This is a genomic window from Devosia nitrariae, assembly GCF_030160115.1.
Taxonomy (GTDB): domain Bacteria; phylum Pseudomonadota; class Alphaproteobacteria; order Rhizobiales; family Devosiaceae; genus Devosia; species Devosia nitrariae.
The window spans coordinates 171878-194267 of sequence record NZ_BSNS01000022.1 but is presented as its reverse complement, the minus strand read 5'-3'; the positions used below and the strand labels follow the sequence as shown (position 1 = coordinate 194267).

At 64.8% G+C, this 22390-nt stretch carries 23 protein-coding genes; 12 read left to right on the top strand and 11 right to left on the bottom strand.

Annotated features, from left to right (window positions below):
• Positions 1 to 10: 10 nt before the first annotated feature.
• The 4 genes from QQK18_RS20635 to QQK18_RS20620 all read right to left on the bottom strand — a co-directional run bounded on the left by QQK18_RS20635 (position 11) and on the right by QQK18_RS20620 (position 6298).
• The gene (locus QQK18_RS20635; RefSeq protein WP_284342262.1) at positions 11 to 1186 is read right to left on the bottom strand and encodes an ABC transporter permease; all 1176 of its coding nucleotides are present in this window, start codon (positions 1184 to 1186) and stop codon (positions 11 to 13) included.
• A complete protein-coding gene (locus tag QQK18_RS20630) occupies positions 1186 to 2175 on the bottom strand; it encodes an ABC transporter permease (RefSeq protein ID WP_284342261.1) in 990 nt (329 codons plus the stop codon). The genes QQK18_RS20635 and QQK18_RS20630 overlap by 1 nt, the downstream gene beginning before the upstream one ends.
• 17 nt (positions 2176 to 2192) lie before the next feature.
• Positions 2193 to 4301, bottom strand: a complete 2109-nt coding sequence (locus tag QQK18_RS20625) for an alpha-amylase family protein (RefSeq protein ID WP_284342260.1) — start codon at positions 4299 to 4301, stop codon at positions 2193 to 2195.
• Between the two features lie 68 nt (positions 4302 to 4369).
• Positions 4370 to 6298 carry an ABC transporter substrate-binding protein gene (locus QQK18_RS20620; protein WP_284342259.1) on the bottom strand — a complete coding sequence of 643 codons (1929 nt, stop codon included), beginning with the start codon at positions 6296 to 6298 and terminating at the stop codon, positions 4370 to 4372.
• Positions 6299 to 6589: 291 nt separating this feature from the next.
• On the opposite strand from QQK18_RS20620, the gene QQK18_RS20615 reads away from it, so the two are divergent.
• From QQK18_RS20615 to QQK18_RS20585, 7 genes are all read left to right on the top strand, one after another.
• Entirely contained in the window at positions 6590 to 7576 is a 987-nt protein-coding gene (locus QQK18_RS20615; protein ID WP_284342258.1) for a LacI family DNA-binding transcriptional regulator, read from the top strand.
• 76 nt (positions 7577 to 7652) lie between these two features.
• Positions 7653 to 8789 carry a winged helix-turn-helix domain-containing protein gene (locus tag QQK18_RS20610; protein ID WP_284342257.1) on the top strand — a complete coding sequence of 379 codons (1137 nt, stop codon included), beginning with the start codon at positions 7653 to 7655 and terminating at the stop codon, positions 8787 to 8789.
• 88 nt (positions 8790 to 8877) lie between these two features.
• Positions 8878 to 10704, top strand: a complete 1827-nt coding sequence (locus tag QQK18_RS20605; RefSeq protein WP_284342256.1) for a M3 family oligoendopeptidase — start codon at positions 8878 to 8880, stop codon at positions 10702 to 10704.
• A 13-nt stretch (positions 10705 to 10717) separates the two neighbouring features.
• A complete protein-coding gene (locus QQK18_RS20600) occupies positions 10718 to 10885 on the top strand; it encodes an aa3-type cytochrome c oxidase subunit IV (RefSeq protein WP_284342255.1) in 168 nt (55 codons plus the stop codon).
• Between the two features lie 59 nt (positions 10886 to 10944).
• Positions 10945 to 12459, top strand: coding sequence for a Re/Si-specific NAD(P)(+) transhydrogenase subunit alpha (locus QQK18_RS20595; protein WP_284342254.1), 1515 nt, complete (start codon positions 10945 to 10947; stop codon positions 12457 to 12459).
• Entirely contained in the window at positions 12460 to 12822 is a 363-nt protein-coding gene (locus QQK18_RS20590) for a proton-translocating transhydrogenase family protein (protein WP_348523247.1), read from the top strand.
• A gap of 9 nt (positions 12823 to 12831) precedes the next feature.
• Positions 12832 to 14235, top strand: coding sequence for an NAD(P)(+) transhydrogenase (Re/Si-specific) subunit beta (locus tag QQK18_RS20585; RefSeq protein WP_284342530.1), 1404 nt, complete (start codon positions 12832 to 12834; stop codon positions 14233 to 14235).
• A 68-nt stretch (positions 14236 to 14303) separates the two neighbouring features.
• Here QQK18_RS20585 and soxR read toward each other — a convergent pair whose 3' ends face one another.
• On the bottom strand, positions 14304 to 14750 hold the full coding sequence (gene soxR, locus QQK18_RS20580) for a redox-sensitive transcriptional activator SoxR (protein ID WP_284342529.1): 447 nt from the start codon (positions 14748 to 14750) through the stop codon (positions 14304 to 14306).
• 159 nt (positions 14751 to 14909) lie between these two features.
• Between soxR and QQK18_RS20575 the strand changes: the two genes are divergently transcribed.
• The 3 genes from QQK18_RS20575 (at position 14910) to QQK18_RS20565 (ending at position 16919) form a co-directional block, all read left to right on the top strand.
• Positions 14910 to 15317: a hypothetical protein gene (locus tag QQK18_RS20575; protein ID WP_284342253.1), complete on the top strand. Its 408-nt coding sequence runs from the start codon at positions 14910 to 14912 to the stop codon at positions 15315 to 15317.
• A gap of 145 nt (positions 15318 to 15462) precedes the next feature.
• Positions 15463 to 16113, top strand: coding sequence for a DsbA family oxidoreductase (locus QQK18_RS20570; RefSeq protein ID WP_284342252.1), 651 nt, complete (start codon positions 15463 to 15465; stop codon positions 16111 to 16113).
• Positions 16110 to 16919: an alpha/beta hydrolase gene (locus tag QQK18_RS20565; RefSeq protein ID WP_284342251.1), complete on the top strand. Its 810-nt coding sequence runs from the start codon at positions 16110 to 16112 to the stop codon at positions 16917 to 16919. Before QQK18_RS20570 ends, QQK18_RS20565 begins: the two co-directional genes overlap by 4 nt.
• Before the next feature lie 130 nt (positions 16920 to 17049).
• Here QQK18_RS20565 and rpsU read toward each other — a convergent pair whose 3' ends face one another.
• A complete protein-coding gene (rpsU, locus tag QQK18_RS20560; protein WP_284342250.1) occupies positions 17050 to 17322 on the bottom strand; it encodes a 30S ribosomal protein S21 in 273 nt (90 codons plus the stop codon).
• 226 nt (positions 17323 to 17548) lie between these two features.
• Here rpsU and QQK18_RS20555 point away from each other — a divergent pair, with 226 nt between their 5' ends.
• A complete protein-coding gene (locus QQK18_RS20555) occupies positions 17549 to 18241 on the top strand; it encodes an alpha/beta fold hydrolase (protein WP_284342249.1) in 693 nt (230 codons plus the stop codon).
• An 11-nt stretch (positions 18242 to 18252) separates the two neighbouring features.
• Here the strand turns inward: QQK18_RS20555 and QQK18_RS20550 are convergent, their stop codons facing one another.
• The 4 genes from QQK18_RS20550 to QQK18_RS20535 all read right to left on the bottom strand — a co-directional run bounded on the left by QQK18_RS20550 (position 18253) and on the right by QQK18_RS20535 (position 21107).
• On the bottom strand, positions 18253 to 19338 hold the full coding sequence (locus tag QQK18_RS20550; protein ID WP_284342248.1) for a 5-(carboxyamino)imidazole ribonucleotide synthase: 1086 nt from the start codon (positions 19336 to 19338) through the stop codon (positions 18253 to 18255).
• Positions 19339 to 19342: 4 nt separating this feature from the next.
• The gene (purE, locus tag QQK18_RS20545) at positions 19343 to 19837 is read right to left on the bottom strand and encodes a 5-(carboxyamino)imidazole ribonucleotide mutase (protein ID WP_284342247.1); all 495 of its coding nucleotides are present in this window, start codon (positions 19835 to 19837) and stop codon (positions 19343 to 19345) included.
• Positions 19838 to 20012: 175 nt separating this feature from the next.
• Positions 20013 to 20723, bottom strand: a complete 711-nt coding sequence (locus tag QQK18_RS20540) for a TetR/AcrR family transcriptional regulator (protein WP_284342246.1) — start codon at positions 20721 to 20723, stop codon at positions 20013 to 20015.
• 177 nt (positions 20724 to 20900) lie between these two features.
• Positions 20901 to 21107: a YdcH family protein gene (locus tag QQK18_RS20535; RefSeq protein WP_284342528.1), complete on the bottom strand. Its 207-nt coding sequence runs from the start codon at positions 21105 to 21107 to the stop codon at positions 20901 to 20903.
• A gap of 159 nt (positions 21108 to 21266) precedes the next feature.
• On the opposite strand from QQK18_RS20535, the gene QQK18_RS20530 reads away from it, so the two are divergent.
• Complete coding sequence (locus QQK18_RS20530; protein WP_284342245.1) at positions 21267 to 21443, top strand: YdcH family protein; 177 nt, start codon at positions 21267 to 21269, stop codon at positions 21441 to 21443.
• A 73-nt stretch (positions 21444 to 21516) separates the two neighbouring features.
• Here QQK18_RS20530 and QQK18_RS20525 read toward each other — a convergent pair whose 3' ends face one another.
• Positions 21517 to 22272 (bottom strand): sulfite exporter TauE/SafE family protein, encoded by a 756-nt coding sequence (locus QQK18_RS20525; RefSeq protein WP_284342527.1) that lies wholly within the window; start codon positions 22270 to 22272, stop codon positions 21517 to 21519.
• Between the last annotated feature and the right edge of the window lie 118 nt (positions 22273 to 22390).

The following is a 22390-nucleotide window of genomic DNA, read 5'->3' as shown; positions in this document are numbered from 1 at the left end:
TTCCCATGGCTCAAGACTCGTAAGGGTCGGCCGCGTCGCGCAAGCCGTCGCCGAGGAAGTTGTAGGCAAGGACGACGACGACAACCGCTGCGGCCGGCCAGACCAGCAACCAGGGCGCGGTGGCGACCGTGCGGATGTTCTGGGCGTCCTGCAACAACACGCCCCAGGAGACGACCGGGGGCTTCAGGCCGACGCCAAGGAAGGAGAGGGCGGTCTCGGCCACGATCATGGTGGGGATAGCGAGGGTGAGGACGGCGAGGATATGGCTGGTCAGCGACGGCAGGATATGGCGGAAGATCAGCCGGCGTTCGCCTGAGCCGTCGAGGCGGGCGGCAGTCACGAAATCTTCGCCACGCAGCGCATAAAAACGCCCGCGGACCTCGCGCGCCAGTCCCGTCCAGCCGAACAGCGAGACGATGAGGGTGATGACGAAATAGACCTGCAGGGGTGACCAGGTGAGAGGGATCGCGGCGGCGAGCCCGAGCCACAGCGGGATGGTCGGCATCGAGCTGATGACTTCGATGATGCGCTGGATGGTCATGTCGACCCAGCCGCCATAAAAGCCGGAAAGACTGCCCAGGACGACGCCGAGGCAAAGGCTGATGGCCACGCCGACCAGCCCGATCGACATCGAGACGCGCGTGCCGTAGATCAGCCGGGTCATCAGGTCGCGACCCAGCTTGTCGGTGCCGAGGAGGTACATGGGGTCGGTGGGATTGAGCGGGCCGATGAGATGCCGGTTCATCGCAAAGACCCCCCAGAGCTTGTAGGTCGGGCCCTCGACGAAGAAGCCGATGGGGACGATTTTGGTGTCATCGACAACGAAAGTGCGGCGCAGTGCCACCGGATCGACCTCGATGGCGTAGCCCTTGACGTGGGGCTGAAAGCGGGTGCCGCCGCTTTCGTCGGCGACGAAGAGGCCGATGCTCTGGGGCGGGGCATAGGTGTATTGCGGTCGCGAGGCCTCCGGCAGGGCGGGGGCGAGGAATTCGACAAAGAGCGCAATGAAGTAGAAGACGGCGATGACAATGCCGGCGCCAACCGCCACGCGATGCTGTATGAACCGCCCCCAGATCAGCCGCCACTGGCCGGCGACCGCGATATCCTCGAGAGGTGCGCCGGTTTTCAGCGGGCTGACGGCCGGCCTCTCTTCGCCGACGGTGTCTAGAAAGACCTGCGTCGTCATCAGGTGAACCTTATGCGCGGATCGAGGAGGGCGAGCAGCAGGTCCGAGACCAGCATGCCGATCAGGGTCAGGACGCCCATCAACAGGATGAAACTGCCGGCCAGGTACATGTCCTGCGAGACCAGCGCGCGCAGGAGCAGAGGCCCCGCGGTCGGCAGGTTGAGGACGATGGCGGTGATGGTGACACCCGAAATCAGCTCGGGCAGCACCCAGCCGATGGCCGAGACGAACGGGTTCAGCGCGATGCGCACCGGGTATTTGAGGACGACCTTGTATTCGGGCAGTCCCTTGGCCTTGGCGGTCACCACATAGGGCTTGTTGAGCTCGTCGGTGAGGTTGGCGCGCAAGATCCGGATCAGCGCAGCGGTGCCCGAGGTGCCGATGACGATGATCGGGATCCAGAGGTGCGACAGGAGGTCGACGAACTTGCCCCAGGACCACGGTGCCTCGACATATTGCGGCGAGTAGAGGCCGCCGACGCTCTGCCCCAGATAGCGGTAGGTGACGTACATCAGGGTCAGCGCCAAGATGAAATTGGGGATGGCAAGCCCGAGGAATCCGAGGAAAGTGAAGGCATAGTCGCCGAATGAGTGGCGGCGAACAGCCGAATAGATGCCGATGGGCAACGCCACCGCCCACACGAACAGCAGCGAGGCAAGCGAGATGGCAAGCGTCGAGCCCATCCGCTCCCAGATGAGGTCGGAAACCGGCCGGTTCCATTCGAAGGAATGGCCGAAATCGCCGCGGAGGAGTATGCCGCTGATCCATTTCCAGTACTGGATGAGCACCGGATCATCGAGGCCGTAGATCTCGCGCAGGCGCGCGACCTGAGCGGGGTCGACGTTCTCGCCGCTCTCGGTCATGCGCGCGATCATCGAGGTGAGGTAGTCGCCGGGCGGGAGCTGGATGATGAGGAACGCGATGATCGACATGCCGATGAGGGTCGGCACCATGTAGATCAGCCGCTTGACGATATAGCGCCCCATCATCGCCGCGCCCTCCCGGTTCAGGCCCAGACGAGGTGGACGACTTCGATGAGCTCGATGCCCGGCACTTCGAGGAGGACGCGGCCTTGCTCCTCGCGGACCGGCACATCGGTGCCGGCGACGAGAAGTCGGGCCGCGGCGACGCGCCGGCCCTCGGGCAGGGCGATGGTCAGGCGCTGCGGGCCGGCGGGATGGAAGGCGCGGGTCGGGCCTTTCATCATCATCGGATTGGTGAGGTTGACCATGGCGAGCGCCAGGCCCCCCTCGTTCTCGCGCAGGCTCAGGTCGAAGACGCCGAGGCCGTCGATGGTCACCCGGCCCGGTCCGCCCAGCGCCCAACGCACGGCATTGGCGATGAGCCGCCCATGGTCGGGGGCCAGCACCTCCCAGAAGGTGCGCCCGATGTTCCAGGGGATGTGGACGGTGCGACCGCCGCCGGTCACCTGCCGGGCGATCACAGCCGGCTCGGTCGCCTCGCCGCGCACATAGACCTCCTCCATAGGCAGGTCCGGAAAGTCGGGCACATAGAGGAAGGGGATTTCAGCGCCGACGTCGGCTTCGACGGCAATGACCTGCGTACCACCGATGATGCGCTCGGCCCCGTCATAGCCGCTCGCGACCGGATGGTCGCCGCTGAGGGCGACATAGGTGTTCTTGATCGGGCCGCGCGGCGGCGCCTTCAGTCGCACGCCCAGAACGTCGGCGAGGCCGAATTCATCGCGCGGCCGGCCGTTTTCGTCGCGCAGCGACGTTTCGTTGGCCGCAACGATGCTGCCGCCGCGCTCGACATAGGCGGTGAGCGCAGCGCATTGCGCATCCGAAAGGCAGGCGGCGTTGGCAAGGACGACGACCTTGAAACGGTTGAGCTGGTCGGGCGTCAGCACCTGGTCGGAAAGGCACTCGAAGGGGAGGCCCGCCTCGATCAGCGCATGGTAGAAGCCGAGTTCGTCCATCTCGGCTTCGCGCCGATGCTCGGGCGCCCAGTGGCGTAGCGTCGTTGCCGGATCGAGGAGGGCGATCTCGGCTGTCGGGGTCATGGCCGACAGCACCGGCTCGAGGTCCGCGTGGAGCGCGAAGGCGTCGGTGACGGGCTCGACCCAGCGCTTGTCGGGCACGACGCCGTTGAACTTGGTGAACCAGGGGAGCATGCCCTGGGCGGCGCCGTCGACGATCCAGGATTGGATCTCGGGGCCGCTCGTCACCGAATCCTTCCAGCGGGGGACCTCTTCGGGGCCGATCGAAGTGATGAGGATCACCGGCCGTTCGGGGAAAGTGGCGCGCATGCGCTTGCCGTTGCGTCCCGACATCCAGATGGGCTCGGTGCCGCGCCGGCCCTGGTCGTCGACGACGAGGAAGGGGCAGTGCTTTTCGATGAGGGATAGATCGAACTCCATCAACGAGGCGCCGCCCATATTGGGAATGAAGCTCGCATGGGGCTTTACCGCCTTCACGGTCTCGTCCCAGTCGACGACGAGGCGGGTCAGGACCGTCCGGCGCCAGGCGGTCCACGCTTGCCAGACCGGATCGTTGGCATCGGCAACGATTGGCAGATCATGGCCGGAGAACGCCCTGAACCTCGTCCTGCAGCTCTCGCAGTAGCAGACGCCATGGCCCTGCCAGCGGTTGGCGAAGATGGCGTCGATATCGTAGTCGCGGGCGATTTCCTCGAGCACATGCGGCATAAATTGAGCGTTGTAGTCGCCATAGGCGCAGGTGACCCAGACCTCCGGGTAGGCCCAGTGGCGGCGCTTGTTGCCGTCCTTGTCTACGGCGATCCATTCGGGATGGGCGTCGGCGGCGTCCTGGTGGATGGCGTGCGGATCGACCCGCGCCATCACATGCATATTGAGCCGGCGGGCGCCCTCGACGAGCGTGCCGAAGGGGTCGGTGTCGCCCAAATATTTGCTGACATAGTGGAGGGGCACCTTGCTCGGATAGTAAGCGATGTAGCCGCCAGCGCTGAGGCAGGTGGCGTTCGACTGAGTGCGCTTGAAGATGTCGATCCACAAGGCTGGATCGAAGCGTACGGGATCGTCCTCGGCCAGCGTCAGCTGTGTCCAGCGGGTCGCCGACTTGTACCAGTCGGGGGTGCGGAGGGTGGCGGCGGGCCGGGCCTTGGCGTCGAGCATGTCGGGTTTCCAGTCATAAAGAAGGGCCCACCGGCCGCAGCCGGCGGGAGGGAGGAACGTGCAGCCGGTCAGCTCTTGAAGAACTGCTCGGGCCGGGTCGGCGCGGGTGTTGGCCAACCGAAGGAGTTGGGCATCTCCTTGGTCACGTTCACCATGTTGTTCTTGACGACGCCGTAGCCGTCGGGCGGCAGGCTCACTCCGAATACCAGGAACTGGTCGGCGGCGTTTTCGAGAAGCTGCGCCATCTTGGCGTTCTGCTGCTCCGCACCGGCGGTGCCGAGGAGATCGCGGTAAAGGTCCTGCTGCGCCTTGATCTCGGATGGTGGCTCGATGGCCTGTGGGTTCTCCGGTTCGGTGTAGTAGAGGTTCCAGCCGGGGGCATAGAGCGCGTTGCCGTTGAACGGCACGAAGTAGCGCGCATCGAGCATGGCGGCGATGCCGCTGTTAGCGCCGAACTGGTGGCAGGTAGCGTCGAACTCGCGCCCGTTGCGCACCCGGGTCTCCCAGAGGGAGCGGTCCATGGAGCGCACCTGCGCGTCGATGCCGACCGCCTGGAACATGGGCACGACGAGCTGCATCATGTCGATGAAGGTGGTGCGGGTCTGATCGAGCTCGAAGATGAGGGCCAGTCGCCGTCCCTGCGAATCCAATCGGAAGCCCTCGCCATCTTTTTCCGGGATCAGCTCATCAAGCAGGGCATTGGCCGCTTCCGGATCGTATTCGGTATGTTGCGTCGCAAGCCGCTCATTATAGAGCGGATCGTCCGGGCGGATCGAGGGCTGGGCGGGCGCGCCCTGGCCGACGAACACCGTGTCGATCAGGGCCTGGCGGTCGACCGCGACCGAGAGCGCCTGACGGAATTCGCGGGTGTTGAAGAGCTCGTTCTTGACCGGGTCGGGATGGTTGAGGTTGAGCTGGAACACCATGACGTTGGCGGCGGTTTCCTTCAACGTATAGAAGCCGAAGTCGCCGGTTTCCTGGGCGTCGAACAGCACGGGCTTATTGGCGGGCGTCGCGATGTACTGGTCCATCATGTCGATCTCGCCCTGCAGGGTCTTTAGAAGCAGGACCTCGGGATCGGCGACCATCTGGTAGACGATGCGGTCGAAATAGGGGAGCTGGGTGCCTTCGGTATCGACCTTGAAATAGTAGGGGTTGCGGACGGCGATCGCCTGTTCGGTGTTCTCGCCGGGCGCGGACTGCCACATCCAGCCCATGAGCGTCGGCCGGGCAGAGTTCTGGAAGAAGACGTTGTCGTCATCAAGCCCGTTCTCGCGCTGGAAGAGCGCGATCCAGCTCTCCATGCCGCGCTCCTGGGCGAGCGTGTTGGCGTCGGGGTTATATTTGATGTGGAACTGCTGGAGGTAGTGCTTGGGGGCGAGGACCATGTGGTCCTGGCGAGCCCAGGCAAGCTGCTGGACGAAGAAGCCATTGGGCGCAGCGAAGGTGACCCTGAAGGTGACGTCGTCGATGACCTCGAGCTTGCCGACCTCACCGCCGGCGTACCACCAGGTGTGTCCGCCCATGGTGGCATCCTGATCGAGGAAGATGTCCTCGTACCAGAACAGCACGTCTTCGGTGGTGTAGGGGTGGCCGTCGGACCACTTCATCCCTTGGCGCAGGTGGAAGGTATATTCGGTACCGTCCTCGTTGACCTCGTAGCTTTCGGCAACGTTCGGGGTCAATCCCGACCAGTCGGGCGTATAGCGCACCAGCGGCTCATAGCCCTGGTAGCGCACCACCATCGAGAGCGAGCCACCCCCGACAAGTGCATGGTTCCAGTCCCCGCCCTGCTGGCCGGGCCGTTCCGTTGGCGTGATGACGAGCGGGTTGACGGGCAGCCGCTCGGCAATGGGCGGCAATTCCCCACTGTCGACCTGGGCCTGGAAATAGGCGGATTCCTTGGCCTCGGCGGCAAGTACGCCCCGCCCGATCACCATGGCTCCGGCAAAGGCGGAACTGGCGGCAATGAAAGCCCTGCGGCTGATCTTGGTCATTGTGAACTCCCTCCCTTGGAAAAACGGCCTTTGGCTTCGTTTTCACTATCTGATAGGCTTGCATATGCTGTTTTGTTAGGTAAAGCGTTATGCCGCCTTAGGTGGACGCTTTGTTGGAAGCGGAATTTTTGTGGTTTAGCAGGAAGTTGGATTAATACAGCGGCCGGGTTTCGGCAACACAAGCGCTGCAATGAGAAAGAAATTTCCTCCAGATCGCGTTTCACGCATAACGCGTTAGGTTGCCGGCATGCCGACTCGGCGTTAGAGGTCGGGTGACAAGAGGAGAACCGATTGGCGCGTATCACGCTCGCAACCATTGCCCGGCATACGGGACTTTCGAAGTTCGCCGTGTCGCGCGCGCTTTCGGGCAAGGATGGAGTGAGCGAGGAGACCCGGCGCCGGGTGCAGGAGGCGGCGGCAAGCCTCGGCTATCTGCGTCCGGTGGCGCAGGCGGTCTCACCGCTCCTACGCGTCATCTTCCACGACATGGATCTCATCAACAGCGAACTGCATGTGCAGATGCAGAGCGGTATTCTCGGCGCGGCGCAGCAGCTTGGCTACCGGATCGGCATGCGCTGGACGCACTTGCCCGAGGAGATCGAGGTTAATGCGCGCGAATGCGACGGTCTGGTATTGGTCGGTCCCCACACGAGGGAGGCACTCGCCGGGGTCTACGGCATCGGCAGGCCGGTGGTGCGCCTTGGCTGGCTCGATCCGCTCGAGCCGGTCGACCAGGTGACAGGCACAGACCACGAGGCGGGCGCGGCGGTTGTTCAGTTCCTCCTCGACCTCGGCCACAGGACCCTCGCCTATGTGCATGGCACGCCCGGCTATCGCGGCCGCTTCGAGCGCCTTTATGGCGTGCGCGAGGTGCTGGAACGGGAGGAGGGGGTTGCGTTCCGCGATATGCGCTTTGCAACCGATGTGCGCTTCACCGAAAGCCTGATGGCCCTCAACCGCGACGGGTTCAAGCCGACGGCATTCTTTTGCGCCCACGATGGTATGGCGGTGACGGTCACCAGCGAGTTGTTGCGACTCGGCTACCGCATCCCAGAGGACGCGACGGTCATCGGCTTTGGCGACTATTCAAGCGCAACGCAGGTGTCGCCGCAGTTGACCACCGTCAAGGTGCATGGGTCGGAAATGGGCGCTGCAAGCGTGCGGCTGCTCGATGATCGCATAAGGGGAAGGGGCGATCCGGCACGGGCGATGCGCATCCAGATCGCCTCTACCCTCATTGTTCGCGACTCGAGCGGGCCCGCGCCGGTAACGGCTTAGCGGCCGCACGAGGTCCTCTCGACGGGCCTGGCCGGTCTGGTCCATTCTTTGCGGCCACGAATCGCCATCGGTGCCCATGTCCCGTCCGCTCGCTGTCCCGCATGCTCGCCGCATCTGGCTCGCCGCGCAAAGGCTCGATAGCGCTGCGCCCTTCGGTGACGGCCCGGCTGCGACGCAGGCAGCCGTCGCGCATCTGGGGTATGTGCAGATCGACACGATCAACGTCATCGAGCGCAGCCACCATCACATCCTGTTCACGCGCATTCCGGGCTACGAACGCGAGCACCTTGCCCAGGCGCAGAGCGTCGACAAGACGGTGTTCGAATACTGGACCCATGCGCTGGCCTACGTCCCGACTGCAGACCTGCGTTACTTCCTGCCGGCGATGAAAAACCACAAAGCCAAACCCATCTCCTGGTTCGGCAGCGTCTCGCCCAAGGATGTCAGGAAACTGATCAAGCGCATCCGCGAGGAAGGGCCGCTCTCGATCCGAGACATCGACGACGACAAGCTCGTCGAGAAGGATCACCCCTGGGCCAGCCGCAAGCCCTCGAAGCGGGCGTTGCAGTTCGCTTTCTATACAGGCGACTTGGCCATCAGCGCCCGCTCGGGCATGGTCAAGACCTATGAGCTGATGGACCGGCACTTCGGCTGGGAGAAGCGTCCGGCGCCCGCGACCGAGCGGCAGATCACTGCCTACCTGCTCGACCGGGCGCTGCGCTCGCAAGGGCTCATCAGCCTCGATTCGGCCTGCTATCTCGATGCCAAGCGCAAGCCAGCGATGAAGGCGCTGATCGAGGCGCGGGTCAAGCGCAGGCTGCTGGTCCCGGTCCATGTCGAGGGCGCCGAAAAGGTGCAGCACTGGGCCGAACCGCAAACGCTGGAGCGGGCGGCGCCCGAGCCGCCGCACCTTGTCCATATCCTTTCGCCCTTCGATCCACTGATCATCCAGCGCAAGCGCCTGAAGCACTTCTTCGGCTACGACCACATCTTCGAGGCCTATGTGCCGGCGGCCAAGCGTGTGCTTGGCTACTTCGCTCTGCCCGTGCTGGTGGGCGAGAAGATCGTGGCGGCCATCGACCTCAAGGCCGACCGGCAAGCGGGCAAGCTCCTCGTTCAGAAATGGACATGGATGGAGGAGGTCGGGGCTGAGGAGCGGGCGGCAATCGACGAGGCACTGACGCGGTTCGAGCGGTTCCAGTTCGCAGGGTGAGGGGCGCTCCCACCCCTTCACATCACCCCCACCGCTGGCTAAGGTCGCGGCCCGATTGACTTTAATGACCAACACCGGAGATGCCGCCATGCCAACCATTGCCCGCGCCAGCGACGCCGCGAGCCAGAAGGGGCACAATGCGTTGGGCGAACTGCCGGTGTGGGATCTCTCCGATCTCTATCCCGGGCGCGACAGTGAAGCCTTCAAGGCCGACCTCGAAAGGGCCAAGACCGACGCGGCGCAGTTCGAGGCGGACTACAAGGGCAAGCTCGTCGAGCTGACCAAGGCCGGCCGACTGATTGAGGCCATCGAGCGCACGGAGGCGCTGGGGGACCTGACCGGCAAGATCGGCTCCTATGCGTTCCTCGAATATGCCCAGGACACCGGCGATCCGGACCGGGCCAAGTTCATGGGCGATGTCAATGAAGCCCTGACCAACCTTTCGACGCGCACGCTTTTTTTCGAGCTGGAGCTCAACCGCGTCGAGGACGAAGTGCTCGAAGCGGCGCTGGCGGCCGACGAGAAGCTGGCGCGTTACCGGCCCTGGTTCGAAGAGCTGCGCAAGGCCAAGCCCTACCAGCTCGAGGACCGGGTGGAGGAGCTTTTCCACGACAAGTCGATCACCAGTTTCTCGGCCTGGAACCGGCTGTTCGACGAGACGCTCTCGGCGCTGCGCTTCGAGGTGGAGGGGGAGAGCCTCAATCTCGAATCGACGTTGCATCTCCTCTCCGAGCGCGAGGAGGAGAAGCGCGAGGCTGCATTCCATGCGCTCTCGAGGACCCTCTCGGGCAATGCGCGGCTTTTTGCCCATATCACCAATGTGCTGGCCAAGGACAAGGAAATCGCGGACCGCTGGCGCGGCTACGAGGACATCGCCGACAGTCGGCACCTGGCCAATTCGGTCGAGCGCGAGGTGGTCGATGCGCTGGAAAAGGCGGTGCGCGAAGCCTATCCGCGTCTCTCGCACCGCTACTACCAGATGAAGGCCAGATGGTTCGGCAAGGATCGGCTCGACAGCTGGGACCGCAATGCCCCGCTGCCGACGAGCGACGAGCGAACCTTCACCTGGGACGAGGCGGTCGGCACCGTCCTCGAGGCCTATGGGCGCTTCTCGCCCTACATGGCCGAGGTCGCACAACCCTTCTTCAACTCCGGCTGGATCGACGCGCCGACCAGCGACGGCAAGATGTCGGGCGCCTTCGCGCACCCGACGGTGCCGAGTGCCCACCCCTATCTGATGCTCAACTATCTGGGGCGCGCGCGCGATGTGATGACGCTCGCGCATGAGCTTGGGCACGGCGTGCACCAGCGCCTGGCGGCGCCGCAGGGGCCGCTCCTCGCCAACACGCCGCTGACGCTTGCCGAGACCGCCTCGGTCTTCGGCGAGATGCTGACCTTCCGCTCGATCCTCGACAAGACCACCGACAGGCAGCAGCGTTTTTCGCTGCTGTCCTCCAAGGTCGAGGACATGCTCAATACCGTCGTGCGGCAGATCGCCTTCTATACCTTCGAACGCAAGGTGCACACGGCGCGCCGGCAGGGCGAGCTGCGTCTCGAGGAAATCAACCGGTTGTGGCTCGAGGTGCAGAGCGAATCGCTCGGGCCCGGCATCAGGCTGAACGAGGGTTACGACACCTTCTGGGCATATATTCCCCACTTCATCCACTCGCCCTTCTACGTTTACGCGTATGCCTTCGGCGACTGCCTTGTGAACTCGCTCTACGCACAGTATGAGAAGGCCAGCGAAGGCTTTGCGGAGCGCTACTTCGAGCTGTTGAAAGCGGGGGGATCCAAGCATCACTCGGAACTCCTCAAGCCGTTCGGGCTCGATGCCAGGGACCCGCAGTTCTGGTCGATGGGTCTTTCGATGATCGAGCGGCTGATCGACGAGCTCGAAGCGAGCCAGCCCGAATAAGGACGAGGATTTCATGGCCACAAAGACCACCGCCACCGCAACCGCAGAGCACCCACATGAGTCTGCCATGGACTACGCCGAGCACGAGCGCACGTTCGACGGCTTCATGGCCCTGCTCAAGTGGTCGACCATCTCGATCGTGGCGCTTACGGTCATCCTATATTTCCTGATCCAGCCATAGCGGCGCCGCAGGAAGCGAACGCCCGTCCTGCTGGACAGGGCCGAGGCCAGGAGATTTCCATGAAGATCGCTATTTTGCGCGAGCGTCTTGCCGGCGAGCTGCGGGTCGCGGCAACGCCGGAGACGGTCGGCAAGTATGTTGGGCTGGGCGCCGATGTCATGGTCGAGGCGGGCGCCGGCGCGGGATCGCGCATTCCGGACGCGCAGTATGCGGAGGCGGGCGCAGCAATCGCTGCGACGGCCGAGGCGGCGGTCAAAGGCGCCAACATTGTCCTCGTCGTGCGCCGTCCGGAGGCGGGGCTCCTCAAGGGTGTGGCCAAGAGCGCGCTGGTCATCGGCGCGCTCGACCCCTATGGCAACGAGGCCGACATTGCCGCGTTAGCCAAGGCGGGCGTTTCGGCCGTCGCCATGGAATTCATGCCGCGCATCACGCGCGCGCAGGTGATGGACGTTCTGTCGAGCCAGGCCAACCTTGCCGGCTACCAGGCGGTGATCGAGGCGGCGGCGGCGTTCGACCGGGCGCTGCCGATGATGATGACGGCGGCCGGTACGGTACGGCCGGCCAAGGCCTTCGTCATGGGCGCAGGGGTGGCGGGGCTGCAGGCCATCGCAACCGCCAGGCGCCTCGGCGCGGTGGTCTCGGCGACCGACGTCAGGGCGGCAGCGGGCGAGCAGGTCGAGTCACTCGGCGCCAAGTTCATCATGACCGACGCGTTGAAGGACGCCTCGGGCGAGGGGGGTTATGCGCGCGAGCTGACTGCCGAGGAGCAGTCGGCACAGGCCGAACTCGTTGCCAGCCACATCGCCAAGCAGGACATCGTCGTCACCACAGCGCTGATCCCCGGGCGCCCGGCGCCGAAACTGGTGACGAAGGCGATGGTCGACTCCATGGCACCGGGATCGGTGATCGTCGATCTTGCCGCCGAGCGTGGCGGGAACGTCGAGCTGACGCAGTCGGGCAAGACCATCGCCCATAACGGCGTCACCATCATCGGCCTCACCAATTTCGCCAGCCGCATCCCGACGACGGCGAGCCAGCTCTATGCGCGCAACCTTCTCGCCTTCGTCGAGACGCTGGTCGACAAGGCGACCAGGGCGGTCGCGGTCAATTGGGACGACGACCTCACCAAGGCGGCGGTTCTGACGCGCGACGGCAAGGTGGTGCACCCGGCCTTCGCGACGGCCGTTTCGACGCGCAGGGCAGCGCCCAAGCCGGCGGCGGGAAAACCTGCGCCGGCGCGCAAGTCCAAAACCGAGGCGATGCAGCCGGAACCGAAGGCGGCTGCCGCCGGCAAGCCGGCCAAGACCGGCAGCGCCGGCAAGGGGAACAAGTCCAAGGACGTGGCGGCAAGTCCGGTCGCGGCGATTGCCAAGGCGGCGCCGGCCAAATCCGGTGCGTCCAAGAAAGCCGCGACGCCCGCCGAGACCTCGAAGCCCGCTGAAGCCAAGCCCGCAGCGCGCGCGCCGCGCAAGCCTGCTGCCAAGTCCGCAGCAGCGCAGGAACCGCGGGTTGAACCGCAGAAGCCGCGCCGGGCACCGCGCAAGAAACCGAAAGCTCCCGGGGGAGGCGAATAGATGGACCAGACTGCCGAGCGGGGCGCCGATGTCATCGCCGCCGTCGCGCATGCGGCGACGGGCGGGGCGATCGATCCCTTCACCTTCCGCCTCGCCATCTTCGTTCTGGCGATCTTCGTTGGCTACTACGTCGTCTGGAGCGTGACGCCGGCGCTGCACACGCCGCTGATGAGCGTCACCAACGCCATCTCCTCGGTGATCGTGGTGGGGGCGCTCCTCGCCGTCGGGGTCAATCTTGCCGGCGATTCCAGCTGGGTCTCTAAGGTCTTCGGCTTCATTGCCCTCGTCTTTGCCAGCGTCAACATCTTCGGTGGGTTCCTCGTCACCCAGCGCATGCTCTCGATGTACAAGAAGAAGGGCTAGAGCCGAATGATCTCCGCGGATATCGCTGCTCTTCTCTATCTGGTTTCGGGCGTGCTCTTCATCCTGGCGCTGCGTGGGCTGTCGAGCCCGGCGTCGGCGCGTCAGGGCAACATCTACGGCATGACCGGCATGGGCATCGCGATCGTGACGACGCTCGCGGTCGCGGCGCCCTCGGACTGGGTGAGCTGGCTGCTGATCATTGCCGGGCTCGGGCTCGGCGGCGGCATCGGCGCCTATATCGCGCGCAACGTCAAGATGACGGACATGCCGCAGCTGGTGGCGGCTTTCCACTCACTGGTCGGCCTTGCCGCGGTGTTTGTCGCCGCCGCCGCACTCTATGCGCCGGATGCCTTCGGCATCGCGACCGATGGGCAGGTCCACGCGCAGGCCTTGATCGAAATGTCGATCGGTGTGGCTATCGGCGCCTTCACCTTCACCGGCTCGGTCATTGCCTTTGCCAAGCTCGACGGGCGCATGTCGGGCAAGCCGATCCTGCTGCCGTCGCGCCACCTCATTCATCTCGCCATCGGTGTCGTTATCGTCCTTCTCGTCTGGTATTTCGCCGTCTCGGCCGATCCACTGGCGTTCTGGGCGATCACCATCCTGGCGCTGGCGCTCGGCGGGCTGATGATCATCCCCATCGGCGGCGCGGATATGCCGGTGGTCGTCTCGATGCTCAACTCCTATTCAGGCTGGGCGGCGGCGGGCATCGGCTTCACGCTCGGCAACACCGCGCTCATTATCACCGGGGCGCTGGTGGGCTCGTCGGGCGCGATCCTCTCCTACATCATGTGCAAGGCGATGAACCGCTCGTTCATCTCCGTCATCCTCGGCGGTTTCGGCGGCGACGAGACGGCTGCGGCCGGCGCGGCCGAGGAGGAGCGGCCGGTCAAGCAGGGCGCGGCGGAGGATGCGGCGTTCCTGATGAGGAACGCCGGCAAGGTCATCATCGTGCCGGGCTACGGCATGGCCGTCGCCCAGGCCCAGCATGCGCTTCGCGAGATGGCGGACAAGCTCAAGGCCGAAGGCGTCGAGGTCAAGTACGCCGTCCATCCGGTGGCCGGGCGCATGCCGGGGCACATGAACGTGCTGCTTGCCGAAGCCAACGTGCCCTATGACGAGGTGTTCGAGCTCGAGGATATCAATTCCGAGTTCGCCCAGGCCGATGTCGCCTTCGTCATTGGCGCCAACGACGTCACCAACCCGGCGGCCAAGACCGACAAGACCTCACCGATCTACGGCATGCCGGTGCTCAACGTCGAAGACGCCGGTACCGTGCTCTTCATCAAGCGCGGCATGGCGGCCGGGTACGCGGGCGTGCAGAACGAGCTCTTCTTCCGCGACAACACCATGATGCTCTTCGGCGACGCCAAGAAGATGACCGAGGATATTGTCAAGGCACTGGGCCACTGAGGGTCGGTCGATAGTCGGCTGATGCCGGCCTGAGTCGAATCTCGATCGACCCGCCGCCGATCTTCAGGTCAGTGCTTGGGTAGCAGCCGACGGGGACCGGGACCCTGCTTGCCGAGCCGATCGCCGGGGTTGCGCAGAGGGCAGGTGACGAGGGAGAGGCAACCGCAGCCGATGCAGTCGCTCAATCCGTCACGCAGCTTCTTCAGCTGCGCGATGCGCCGGTCGAGGTCGTCGCGCCAGCGGGCCGACAGCTTGATCCAGTCGAGGTGGTTGGGCGTGCGGTTGTCGGGCAGGGTCGCGAGGGCGGCGGCGATCTCGGCGAGCGACAGTCCCAGCTCCTGGGCGACCCGGATGACGGCGACGCGCCGCAGGACGCTGCGCTCGTAGCGCCGCTGATTGCCGCGCGTGCGGCGGCTCATGATCAGGCCCTTGCTTTCGTAGAAGTGCAGCGTCGAGACGGCGACGCCGCTGCGGGCTGCCAGTTCGCCGACGGTTAATTCGGGTGTCATAGCGATAAAATCCTTGACCTCAAGATTACTTGAGGTTGTAGCACGTGCCCGTTTTCAGGCAATGGACCGGCGCCGGGCGGCGCCTCCAAATCGTTAAGTTGTCGCGTTTTCGAACCGCAAAGTGGTGTCCACTTTTGCTGAAAACGCTCTAAAGGGGAGACGGACGTGGACTTGATCATTTTCAACCTTTTGCTCGTTGTGCATCTCATATCGCTGGGGGTCGGGTTGGCCGGCAACATCGTCATGCCGCTCATCGGGCGGCGGATGGCTGGCGCAACGCCGGAGATGCGATCAACCCTGGGCGGGCTCGGTGCGGAAATCGGCCGCAACGGGCGCATCGCCTTCGGCCTCCTGGTCGTCACCGGCATCATCATGGTCGCGATGCGCTATGGCGGGGACGTTGCCGGGCTCGGGCCGTGGTTCCAGGCCAAGATGGTGTTCGTCGTCCTGCTCCTCGCCGCGCTGGTGGTGAGCGCGGTCAAGCCCAATCTGGTCAAGCCCCAGCTCCTCGGCCTGGTCATGCGGTTGCTGTTGCTGGGCATAGTGTTCTGCGCAGTGTTCGCGTTCAGCTGAGCGCACTCCGACCGTCGGGCGGCGGCGGCTTCGTTTTGAGCCAACGATTCATCCACCCGGTAACCAGGTTACGCCCGGGTGCGTCCTTGCGGTTGCGCGATGGCCGGTCCATGTGAGAGACCGGTCGCAGACGAAAGGACGTACGATGGCAAAGACATTGAAGATCGACGTTTTCACCGACGTCGTCTGCCCCTGGTGCCTGATCGGCTCGACACGGCTGGACAAGGCAGTGGCGACGTTGCCGCACGGCATCGACGTCATCATCGAGAACCATCCGTTCTATCTCGACCCGACGACGCCCGTGGAAGGCGTCGTCGTCGCCGACATGCTGCGGGCCAAGTACGGGCGCGATCCCAAGGAAATCTGGGCGCGTGCCGAGGCGGAAGCGGAAAAGTCGGGCATCCCGCTCGACCTCTCGCAGCAGCCACGCATGTTCCCGACGGCCAAGGCACATACACTGACCCGCCTCGCCAGGCCCTACGGCACGCAGCATACGCTGGCCAACGCCATCGCCGAGGCCTATTTTCTCGACCACCGAAACATCAACGACGACAATGTGCTGGCGGACCTGGCCGAGGCGCATGGGTTCGACAAGGGCGAGGCGATGGACGCGATCAGCGATCCCAAGGAGCTGGCGATAACCGAGGAGCTGGCGACGCAAGCGGCGGCCCAGGGCATCCGCGGCGTGCCGTTCTTCGTCTTCAACGGCAAATATGCACTCTCGGGCGCCCAGCCGGAGGAGGTGTTCCTCCAGGCGATCGAACATACGCTGACCGAGGACGAGGCCGACGCGTGAGGCTCTTTCGACGCATTCTTGTCGTTCTGGCAACGCTCCTGGTCGTCGCCTATCTCGCGGTCATCGGCTATATGTACGTCAACCAGCGCGCCCTGCAGTATGCGGCGAATGGCGAGGTGACGGCGTTGGCCAAAGCGGGACTGGCCGGCGCCGAGGAGGTCACCATTCCGACGGGCAATGGGCAGACCGTCACCGGCTGGTACGCGCCGCCGGCGGCGGGTCGGCCGCTCATCGTCTATTTCAAGGGTAATTCGGGTAGCTTTACCGGCGAGGACGAGCGCTACCGGCAGTGGGTGGCGGACGGCTACGGGTTCCTCGCCTTCGACTATCGCGGCTTTCCCACCTCGCCGGGCGAGATCAGCGAGGTGGCGATCCTCGAAGATTCGCTTGCTGCTTTCGACTGGGCGCAGGCGACCGGGGTGGAACTCGTGCTCTGGGGCCGTTCGCTGGGCTCGGGGCCGGCGACTTATGTCGCCAGCCGCAGGGACGCCAAGGCGCTGCTGCTCGAGACGCCCTTTCTCTCGGCTGTCTCAGTCGCGGCCGAGCGCTATCCGCTGCTGCCGGTCGGCTGGGTGATGCTCGACCAGTTCCGCTCGGATGAGTGGATCACGGAGGTCGAGGAACCGGTGTTCGTTGCCCACGGCACCGCCGACACCACCATCGGCGTTTCCAACGGCGAGCGGCTCTATGCGCTGGCGCCGAATGCGAACGGCATCTGGATCGAGCCGGACGCTGGCCATAGCGACCTCTGGGCTCGTGGCATCTGGGAGCGGGCGGAGCAGTTCTTCGAGCGGGCGACGCGGTAGTCTCTCTCAGCTGCGTACCGGCGCTACTGCGGGCTCCACGGCTTCTCTCCTACAGGAGCGCCATCGCCGACTGCCAAACGAAAACGCCGCCCAATGGGCGGCGTTTCCTCAAATCTCTATGTGCGTCGACTTAGCGCGTGGTGGCGCCGGGACGGGCGGGGGCGCCAGGGCGGGCCGCGGCCGGACGGCCGGCAACGGCAAGGCCACCCTCGCGCTGGGCGCGCTTGCGGGCGAGCTTACGGGCGCGGCGCACGGCCTCGGCCTTCTGGCGCGCCTTCTTCTCGGAGGGCTTCTCGTAGTAGTTGCGCAGCTTCATTTCACGGAAGACGCCTTCGCGCTGCAGCTTTTTCTTGAGCGCGCGCAGCGCCTGGTCAACGTTGTTATCGCGAACGACTACTTGCAAAGGTCAACCGCCCTTTCGAAGCTTATCAATCTGTCCATAGAGGAAAGCGCCAAGGCCAAAGGGCCCCGTCGCCGACCAGCACAGCCGGTCACCGTGGGCGCTCTATAGCGCAAGCCCAACGGCTTGTCCACTGGTTGCGGCGCAAAAAGCGCGGCCACGGGCTTGATTTAGCCCACGCATCGGAAGAAGTCTCGATCCCCTGAAATCACAATTCGCGGAGACCTCGATGACGACGTCACTAGTGCTGCTGCCGGGTCTGATCTGCGACGAGCGGTTGTGGCGCGATGTGACGGCGGGTCTCGGCAGCGATATTGAGCCGGTCGTCGCCGACCTCACACGCGACGATTCGATCTCCGCCATGGCCAACCGCACACTGGCTTCCGCGCCGGCGCGTTTCGCCCTGGCTGGGCTCTCGATGGGCGGTTATGTCGCCTTCGAGATCATGCGGCAGGCTCCGGAAAGGGTCACGCACCTCGCACTCTTCGACACATCGGCCCGCTCTGACGACGAAGATCGCAAAGCGACTCGGCGCAAGGGCATCGAGAGCGTGCGGCTCGGACGGTTCATCGGCGTCTCCAAGGGGTTGCTGGCGAGCCTCGTTGCGCCGCAGCACCTGCGCACGCCAGTGGCGGCCGACGTGCAGGCGATGTCGGAGCGTGTCGGGCCGGAAGCGTATATGCGTCAGCAAACGGCGATTCTCGGGCGGATCGACTCGCGCCCGACGCTCGGGACGATCACCGTGCCGACTCTGGTCGGCGTTGGGGAAAGCGACAGGATGATTCCGCCGGAGCTGTCGCGTGAGATCGCCGAGGGGATCGCCGGGGCACAGTTCGTCACCTTCGCGGACAGCGCCCATCTGCCCACGATGGAGAATCCGCAAGCCGTGGTTGCCGCGATGCGGGACTGGCTCGCGCGCTGATGGCGTTTCGGTCAGTCGCGTCGGATGTGGTTGACGTGGCCCATCTTGCGGCCGGCTCGGGCCTCGGCCTTACCGTAGACGTGCGGCCGCGCGTTGCCGTCAAAGGCTCCGGGAACGCCCGATATCTCCTCGCCGATGAGGTTCTCCATCACCACGTCGGCTAGCCGCGCCGGCTCGCCCAGCGGCCAGCCGGCGACGGCGCGGATGTGCTGCTCGAACTGATCAGTGATGCACACGGCTTCCGTCCAGTGGCCGGAATTGTGCACGCGCGGGGCGATTTCGTTGACGAGGAGGCTCGGGCGTCCGTCGCGGGAAACGACGAAGAACTCGACGCCCAGAACCCCGACGTAGTCGAGGGCAATGACGATCGCCTTGGCGACCATTGCCGCATGGCGCTCGAGCGCGGCAGGTATGCCGGCGGGCACGGTGCTGGTCTTGAGGATATGGTCGCGATGGACGTTCTCGGCGGCCTCGAAACTTTTGACGGTCCCGGAAACGTCGCGGGCGACGACGACGGAGATCTCCTTGTCGAACGGCACGAAGGCCTCCAGCACCAGGGGCTTGGGTGCGAGGGCGGCAAAGGCCGCTTCGGCGTCGTCGGGTGTGCGCAGGATACGCTGGCCTTTGCCGTCGTAGCCAAGCCGCGTGGTCTTGAGGACGGCCGGCAGTCCGAGTTCGGCGATGGCCGTATCGAGCGCGGCAGGCTCATGGACGGCGCGCCACGGCGCGACGGCGATGTTGCGCGCCGAAAGGAACTGCTTTTCGGCGAGCCGGTCCTGCGAGATGGCGAGCGCGTTCGCCCCCGGACGCAGGGGCTTGCGTTGTGCAAGGAATTCGGCGGTCGCGGCCGGTACGTTCTCGAACTCGTAGGTGACGACATCGACCGCCTCGGCGAAGGCTGCAAGCGCCGCCTCGTCGTCATAGGCGGCGACGGTCTTGAACGGAGTGACGTCGAAGGCGGGGCTTTGCTGATCCGGGCAGAAGATATGGGTCTTCATGCCCAGCCGCGCGGCGGCCAGGGCCAGCATGCGGCCGAGCTGGCCGCCGCCGAGAATGCCGATGGTCGAACCCTGGGGCAGGGGAGAACTGGCGGTCAACACGCTACTCGTCGTCTGCGGGAAATTGCGGCACGGCATCGGTCTGGGCGCGCCGGAAGGCGTCGAGCCGCTCGGCGAGGTCTTCGTCGGACAGTGCAAGGACGGCGGCGGCAAGGAGCGCTGCGTTGATGGCACCGGGCTTGCCGATGGCAAGAGTGCCGACCGGGATACCGCCCGGCATTTGCACGATCGACAGAAGGCTGTCCTGACCCGAAAGCGCGCGCGATTCAACCGGCACACCGAAGACCGGCAGCGGCGTCATCGCGGCGATCATGCCGGGCAGGTGCGCTGCGCCACCGGCGCCGGCGATGATCACCTTGAAGCCCTCGTCGCGGGCAGTGCCGGCGAACGCGACGAGGCGCGCGGGCGTGCGGTGAGCTGAAACGATGCGCGCCTCGTATTCGACCTTCAAGGTGTCGAGAATGTCGGCGGCATGCCGCATGGTCGGCCAGTCGGACTGGCTGCCCATGACGATGGCGACAGGCGGCGGGTTATGCATCGGCCACGGCCCCTCCGGCGGCAAATGCGCCCTGGAGCTCGGCGTTCCGCTCGAATCAGAACCCGCGCCCCAAATGTCTGTTTCGCCGCATGAACTTGTTCGAAAAGTCTGCGACTTTTCGTGATCATGCTCTAGCCGAAAGGTGCACAGGCATCAAGCCCGGCGGGGTGCGGGCTCAGGCGGCGCTCTTCTCGCGCCGCCAGGCCTCCATCATCACACGAATAGTGTCGCAATCGGTCAGGACGATGCTGCCTTCGGGCAGGCCGAGAATGCGATCGACCACCGTGCCCATATAGTCGTAGCGCAGGACAAGTTCGGCGGCGGCCGCGTCGAGGTCGGCATCGTTGCGCGCCGCATAGAGATCGGTCACGACTTTGCGCACCGAACCCATGACGTGCAGGATGGTCTCGGCGGCAAGGTCGGGATGGCGGGTGTCGAAGGTGCGCTCGGCAACCCCGTCGGCGATGATGCGGGTCAGGATCGGCCGAACGACGCCGAAAAGCGCCTGCTGCACCCGATCGAAGAGAGCCATGTTCTCAGGGCGGAACAGCGGCTCGAAGGTGTTGCGCACCTCAAAGGCAGCGCTGACCTTGCTCTGGCGCATGCTGGCCAGGAACTTCGACAGGCGTGAGAAGGCGTCGAGGCTCTCGTCCTCGAGCACCGGGCTTGCCATGCGGGCCGCATCGTCGGCAAAGCGCACGGCCAGGGCCTCGATCAGATCCTGCTTGGCGGCGAAATGGTGGTAGAACGCGCCTTTGGAAAGCCCTAGCGCGGCGATGATCTGGTTGACCGAGGTCGCGTCGTACCCCTGCTGGCTGAAGAGACGTAACGCGCATTCGAGAATCTCCTCGCGGCGGATCTCGGCGGGCTTGACGATACGGTTCATCGGAAATCTCCACAAGCTGCGCGCGACAGACCGACGGTCGGTATGCAGTTATCTTCCCATGTCGCGTCAGTTGCAAGCCTGTCTGCCGACGCTGGGCGCGGACGCGTCAAATGGACGCGCCCAGGGGAAGCTCGCGATTCGGAGCCGCAGATGGAGCGCGTAAGGTTCGCCTGACGATCAGGCGATGATATCGGGCAGGAGGATGTTCTCGAGCTGCACGATGCGGTCCTTGAGCATCAGTTTGCGCTTCTTCAGGCGCTGGATGAGCATGCGGTCGGGTACATGTGATTCGGTGAGCATCTCGATCGCCGCATTCAAATCGGCGTGCTCCTGGCGCTTGGCAGCCAGTTCCAGCCCCAGTGCGGCCTCTTGTTCCTTGGTCAACGGCAGCATCGCGCGTCCGGTCCCACCCCGCAGCGTACCCGTTCTGGTTAACCGATCAGCCCGGGTTTTGCACCCGATTTTCAACTCTGGGCACAAGGCGGTCGACAATGCTTGAAATATTTGTGACGATCGGTCGTCCACACGCTGAAAGGAGTTGTCATGACGACTGAAGGCCACATCGCCGCTCTCGAGCGGCGTCATCAGGAGCTGGATCGTGAGATCCAGACCGAGATGCAGCGCTCCACCTATGACGACATGCGGATCACGGCGTTGAAGCGCAAGAAATTGGTGGTCAAGGACGAGCTGACCAAAGCGAAGGGTTCCGTAGCACACTGACGACAAAAGCCACTCATCACGAGGAATCAGGAAGGCCACGGACATCACCGCGGCCTTTTTTGTTGGCCGCAACTCAACCCAAGAGGCCGGTCACACCGTCCCAGACGAGCTTCAAGGCCAGAAGGAACACCAGCCAATAGGCGATACGGTAGAAGTATTTGGCAGAGATGCGACGCACCAGATAGACGCCCGCAAGCACCCCGACGACGCCCACCGGCGCCAGCATGGCCGAAAGCGTCAGGTTGGCCGGGTTGAGCTGCCCGAGGAAATAGTAAGGGATGAGCTTGGAGGTGTTGACGATGGCGAAGAACCAGGCTGCCGTGCCGGCAAAGACAGCGGGCGGCAGGCGCTGGGGCAGGACGTAGATCTGGAAGGGCGGCGCGCCGGTGTGGCTGACGAAGCTGGTAAAGCCGGCGAACGTGCCCCAGAACCGGCCCCAGGGCCTCGAGGGCGGCAGACCTTCCAGGCGTTTCCTCAGCGGCAGGATGGCGTCGAGGATGAAGAGAAGGGTGATGATGCCGACAAACAGCAGCACCATGGCGTCGCTGACGACGGCCCAGAGTCCCCAGCCGATCAGCGTGCCGACCATGGCCCCTGGCAGCATGATCTTGAGGATGTGCCAATCGACGTCACGCCGGTAGCTCCAGACGGCGATGGCGTCCATGGCCAAAAGCACTGGCAGCATCATGCCGGCGGCGTCGCGCGCGGGCATGATGAAGGTCAGAAGCGGCACGCCCACCATGCCGAGGCTGCCCAGGAGCCCGGCCTTTGACAGGCCGACGAGCAGCACCGTCGACACGGCGATCGTCACGAAGAAAGGGTCGAACACCGCAGTCAACGCACCGAGCTCCCTCGTGCGGCAGGAATGTGGTCTTTCACTGGATCATTCCCGCGCAAACGGGACCTTTCGCTGGGTGGGAGAGGTCGGCGCAGGAGCGGCGGCCCTT

Coding starts and splice junctions, on each gene's coding strand:
- QQK18_RS20620 (WP_284342259.1), bottom strand. CDS start 6,298: ATGACCAAGATCAGCCGCAGGGCTTTCATTGCCGCCAGTTCCGCCTTT.
- QQK18_RS20610 (WP_284342257.1), top strand. CDS start 7,653: ATGTCCCGTCCGCTCGCTGTCCCGCATGCTCGCCGCATCTGGCTCGCC.
- purE (WP_284342247.1), bottom strand. CDS start 19,837: ATGCATAACCCGCCGCCTGTCGCCATCGTCATGGGCAGCCAGTCCGAC.
- QQK18_RS20570 (WP_284342252.1), top strand. CDS start 15,463: ATGGCAAAGACATTGAAGATCGACGTTTTCACCGACGTCGTCTGCCCC.
- QQK18_RS20605 (WP_284342256.1), top strand. CDS start 8,878: ATGCCAACCATTGCCCGCGCCAGCGACGCCGCGAGCCAGAAGGGGCAC.
- QQK18_RS20630 (WP_284342261.1), bottom strand. CDS start 2,175: ATGATGGGGCGCTATATCGTCAAGCGGCTGATCTACATGGTGCCGACC.
- QQK18_RS20595 (WP_284342254.1), top strand. CDS start 10,945: ATGAAGATCGCTATTTTGCGCGAGCGTCTTGCCGGCGAGCTGCGGGTC.
- QQK18_RS20555 (WP_284342249.1), top strand. CDS start 17,549: ATGACGACGTCACTAGTGCTGCTGCCGGGTCTGATCTGCGACGAGCGG.
- QQK18_RS20625 (WP_284342260.1), bottom strand. CDS start 4,301: ATGCTCGACGCCAAGGCCCGGCCCGCCGCCACCCTCCGCACCCCCGAC.
- QQK18_RS20590 (WP_348523247.1), top strand. CDS start 12,460: ATGGACCAGACTGCCGAGCGGGGCGCCGATGTCATCGCCGCCGTCGCG.
- QQK18_RS20600 (WP_284342255.1), top strand. CDS start 10,718: ATGGCCACAAAGACCACCGCCACCGCAACCGCAGAGCACCCACATGAG.
- QQK18_RS20635 (WP_284342262.1), bottom strand. CDS start 1,186: ATGACGACGCAGGTCTTTCTAGACACCGTCGGCGAAGAGAGGCCGGCC.
- QQK18_RS20530 (WP_284342245.1), top strand. CDS start 21,267: ATGACGACTGAAGGCCACATCGCCGCTCTCGAGCGGCGTCATCAGGAG.
- QQK18_RS20540 (WP_284342246.1), bottom strand. CDS start 20,723: ATGAACCGTATCGTCAAGCCCGCCGAGATCCGCCGCGAGGAGATTCTC.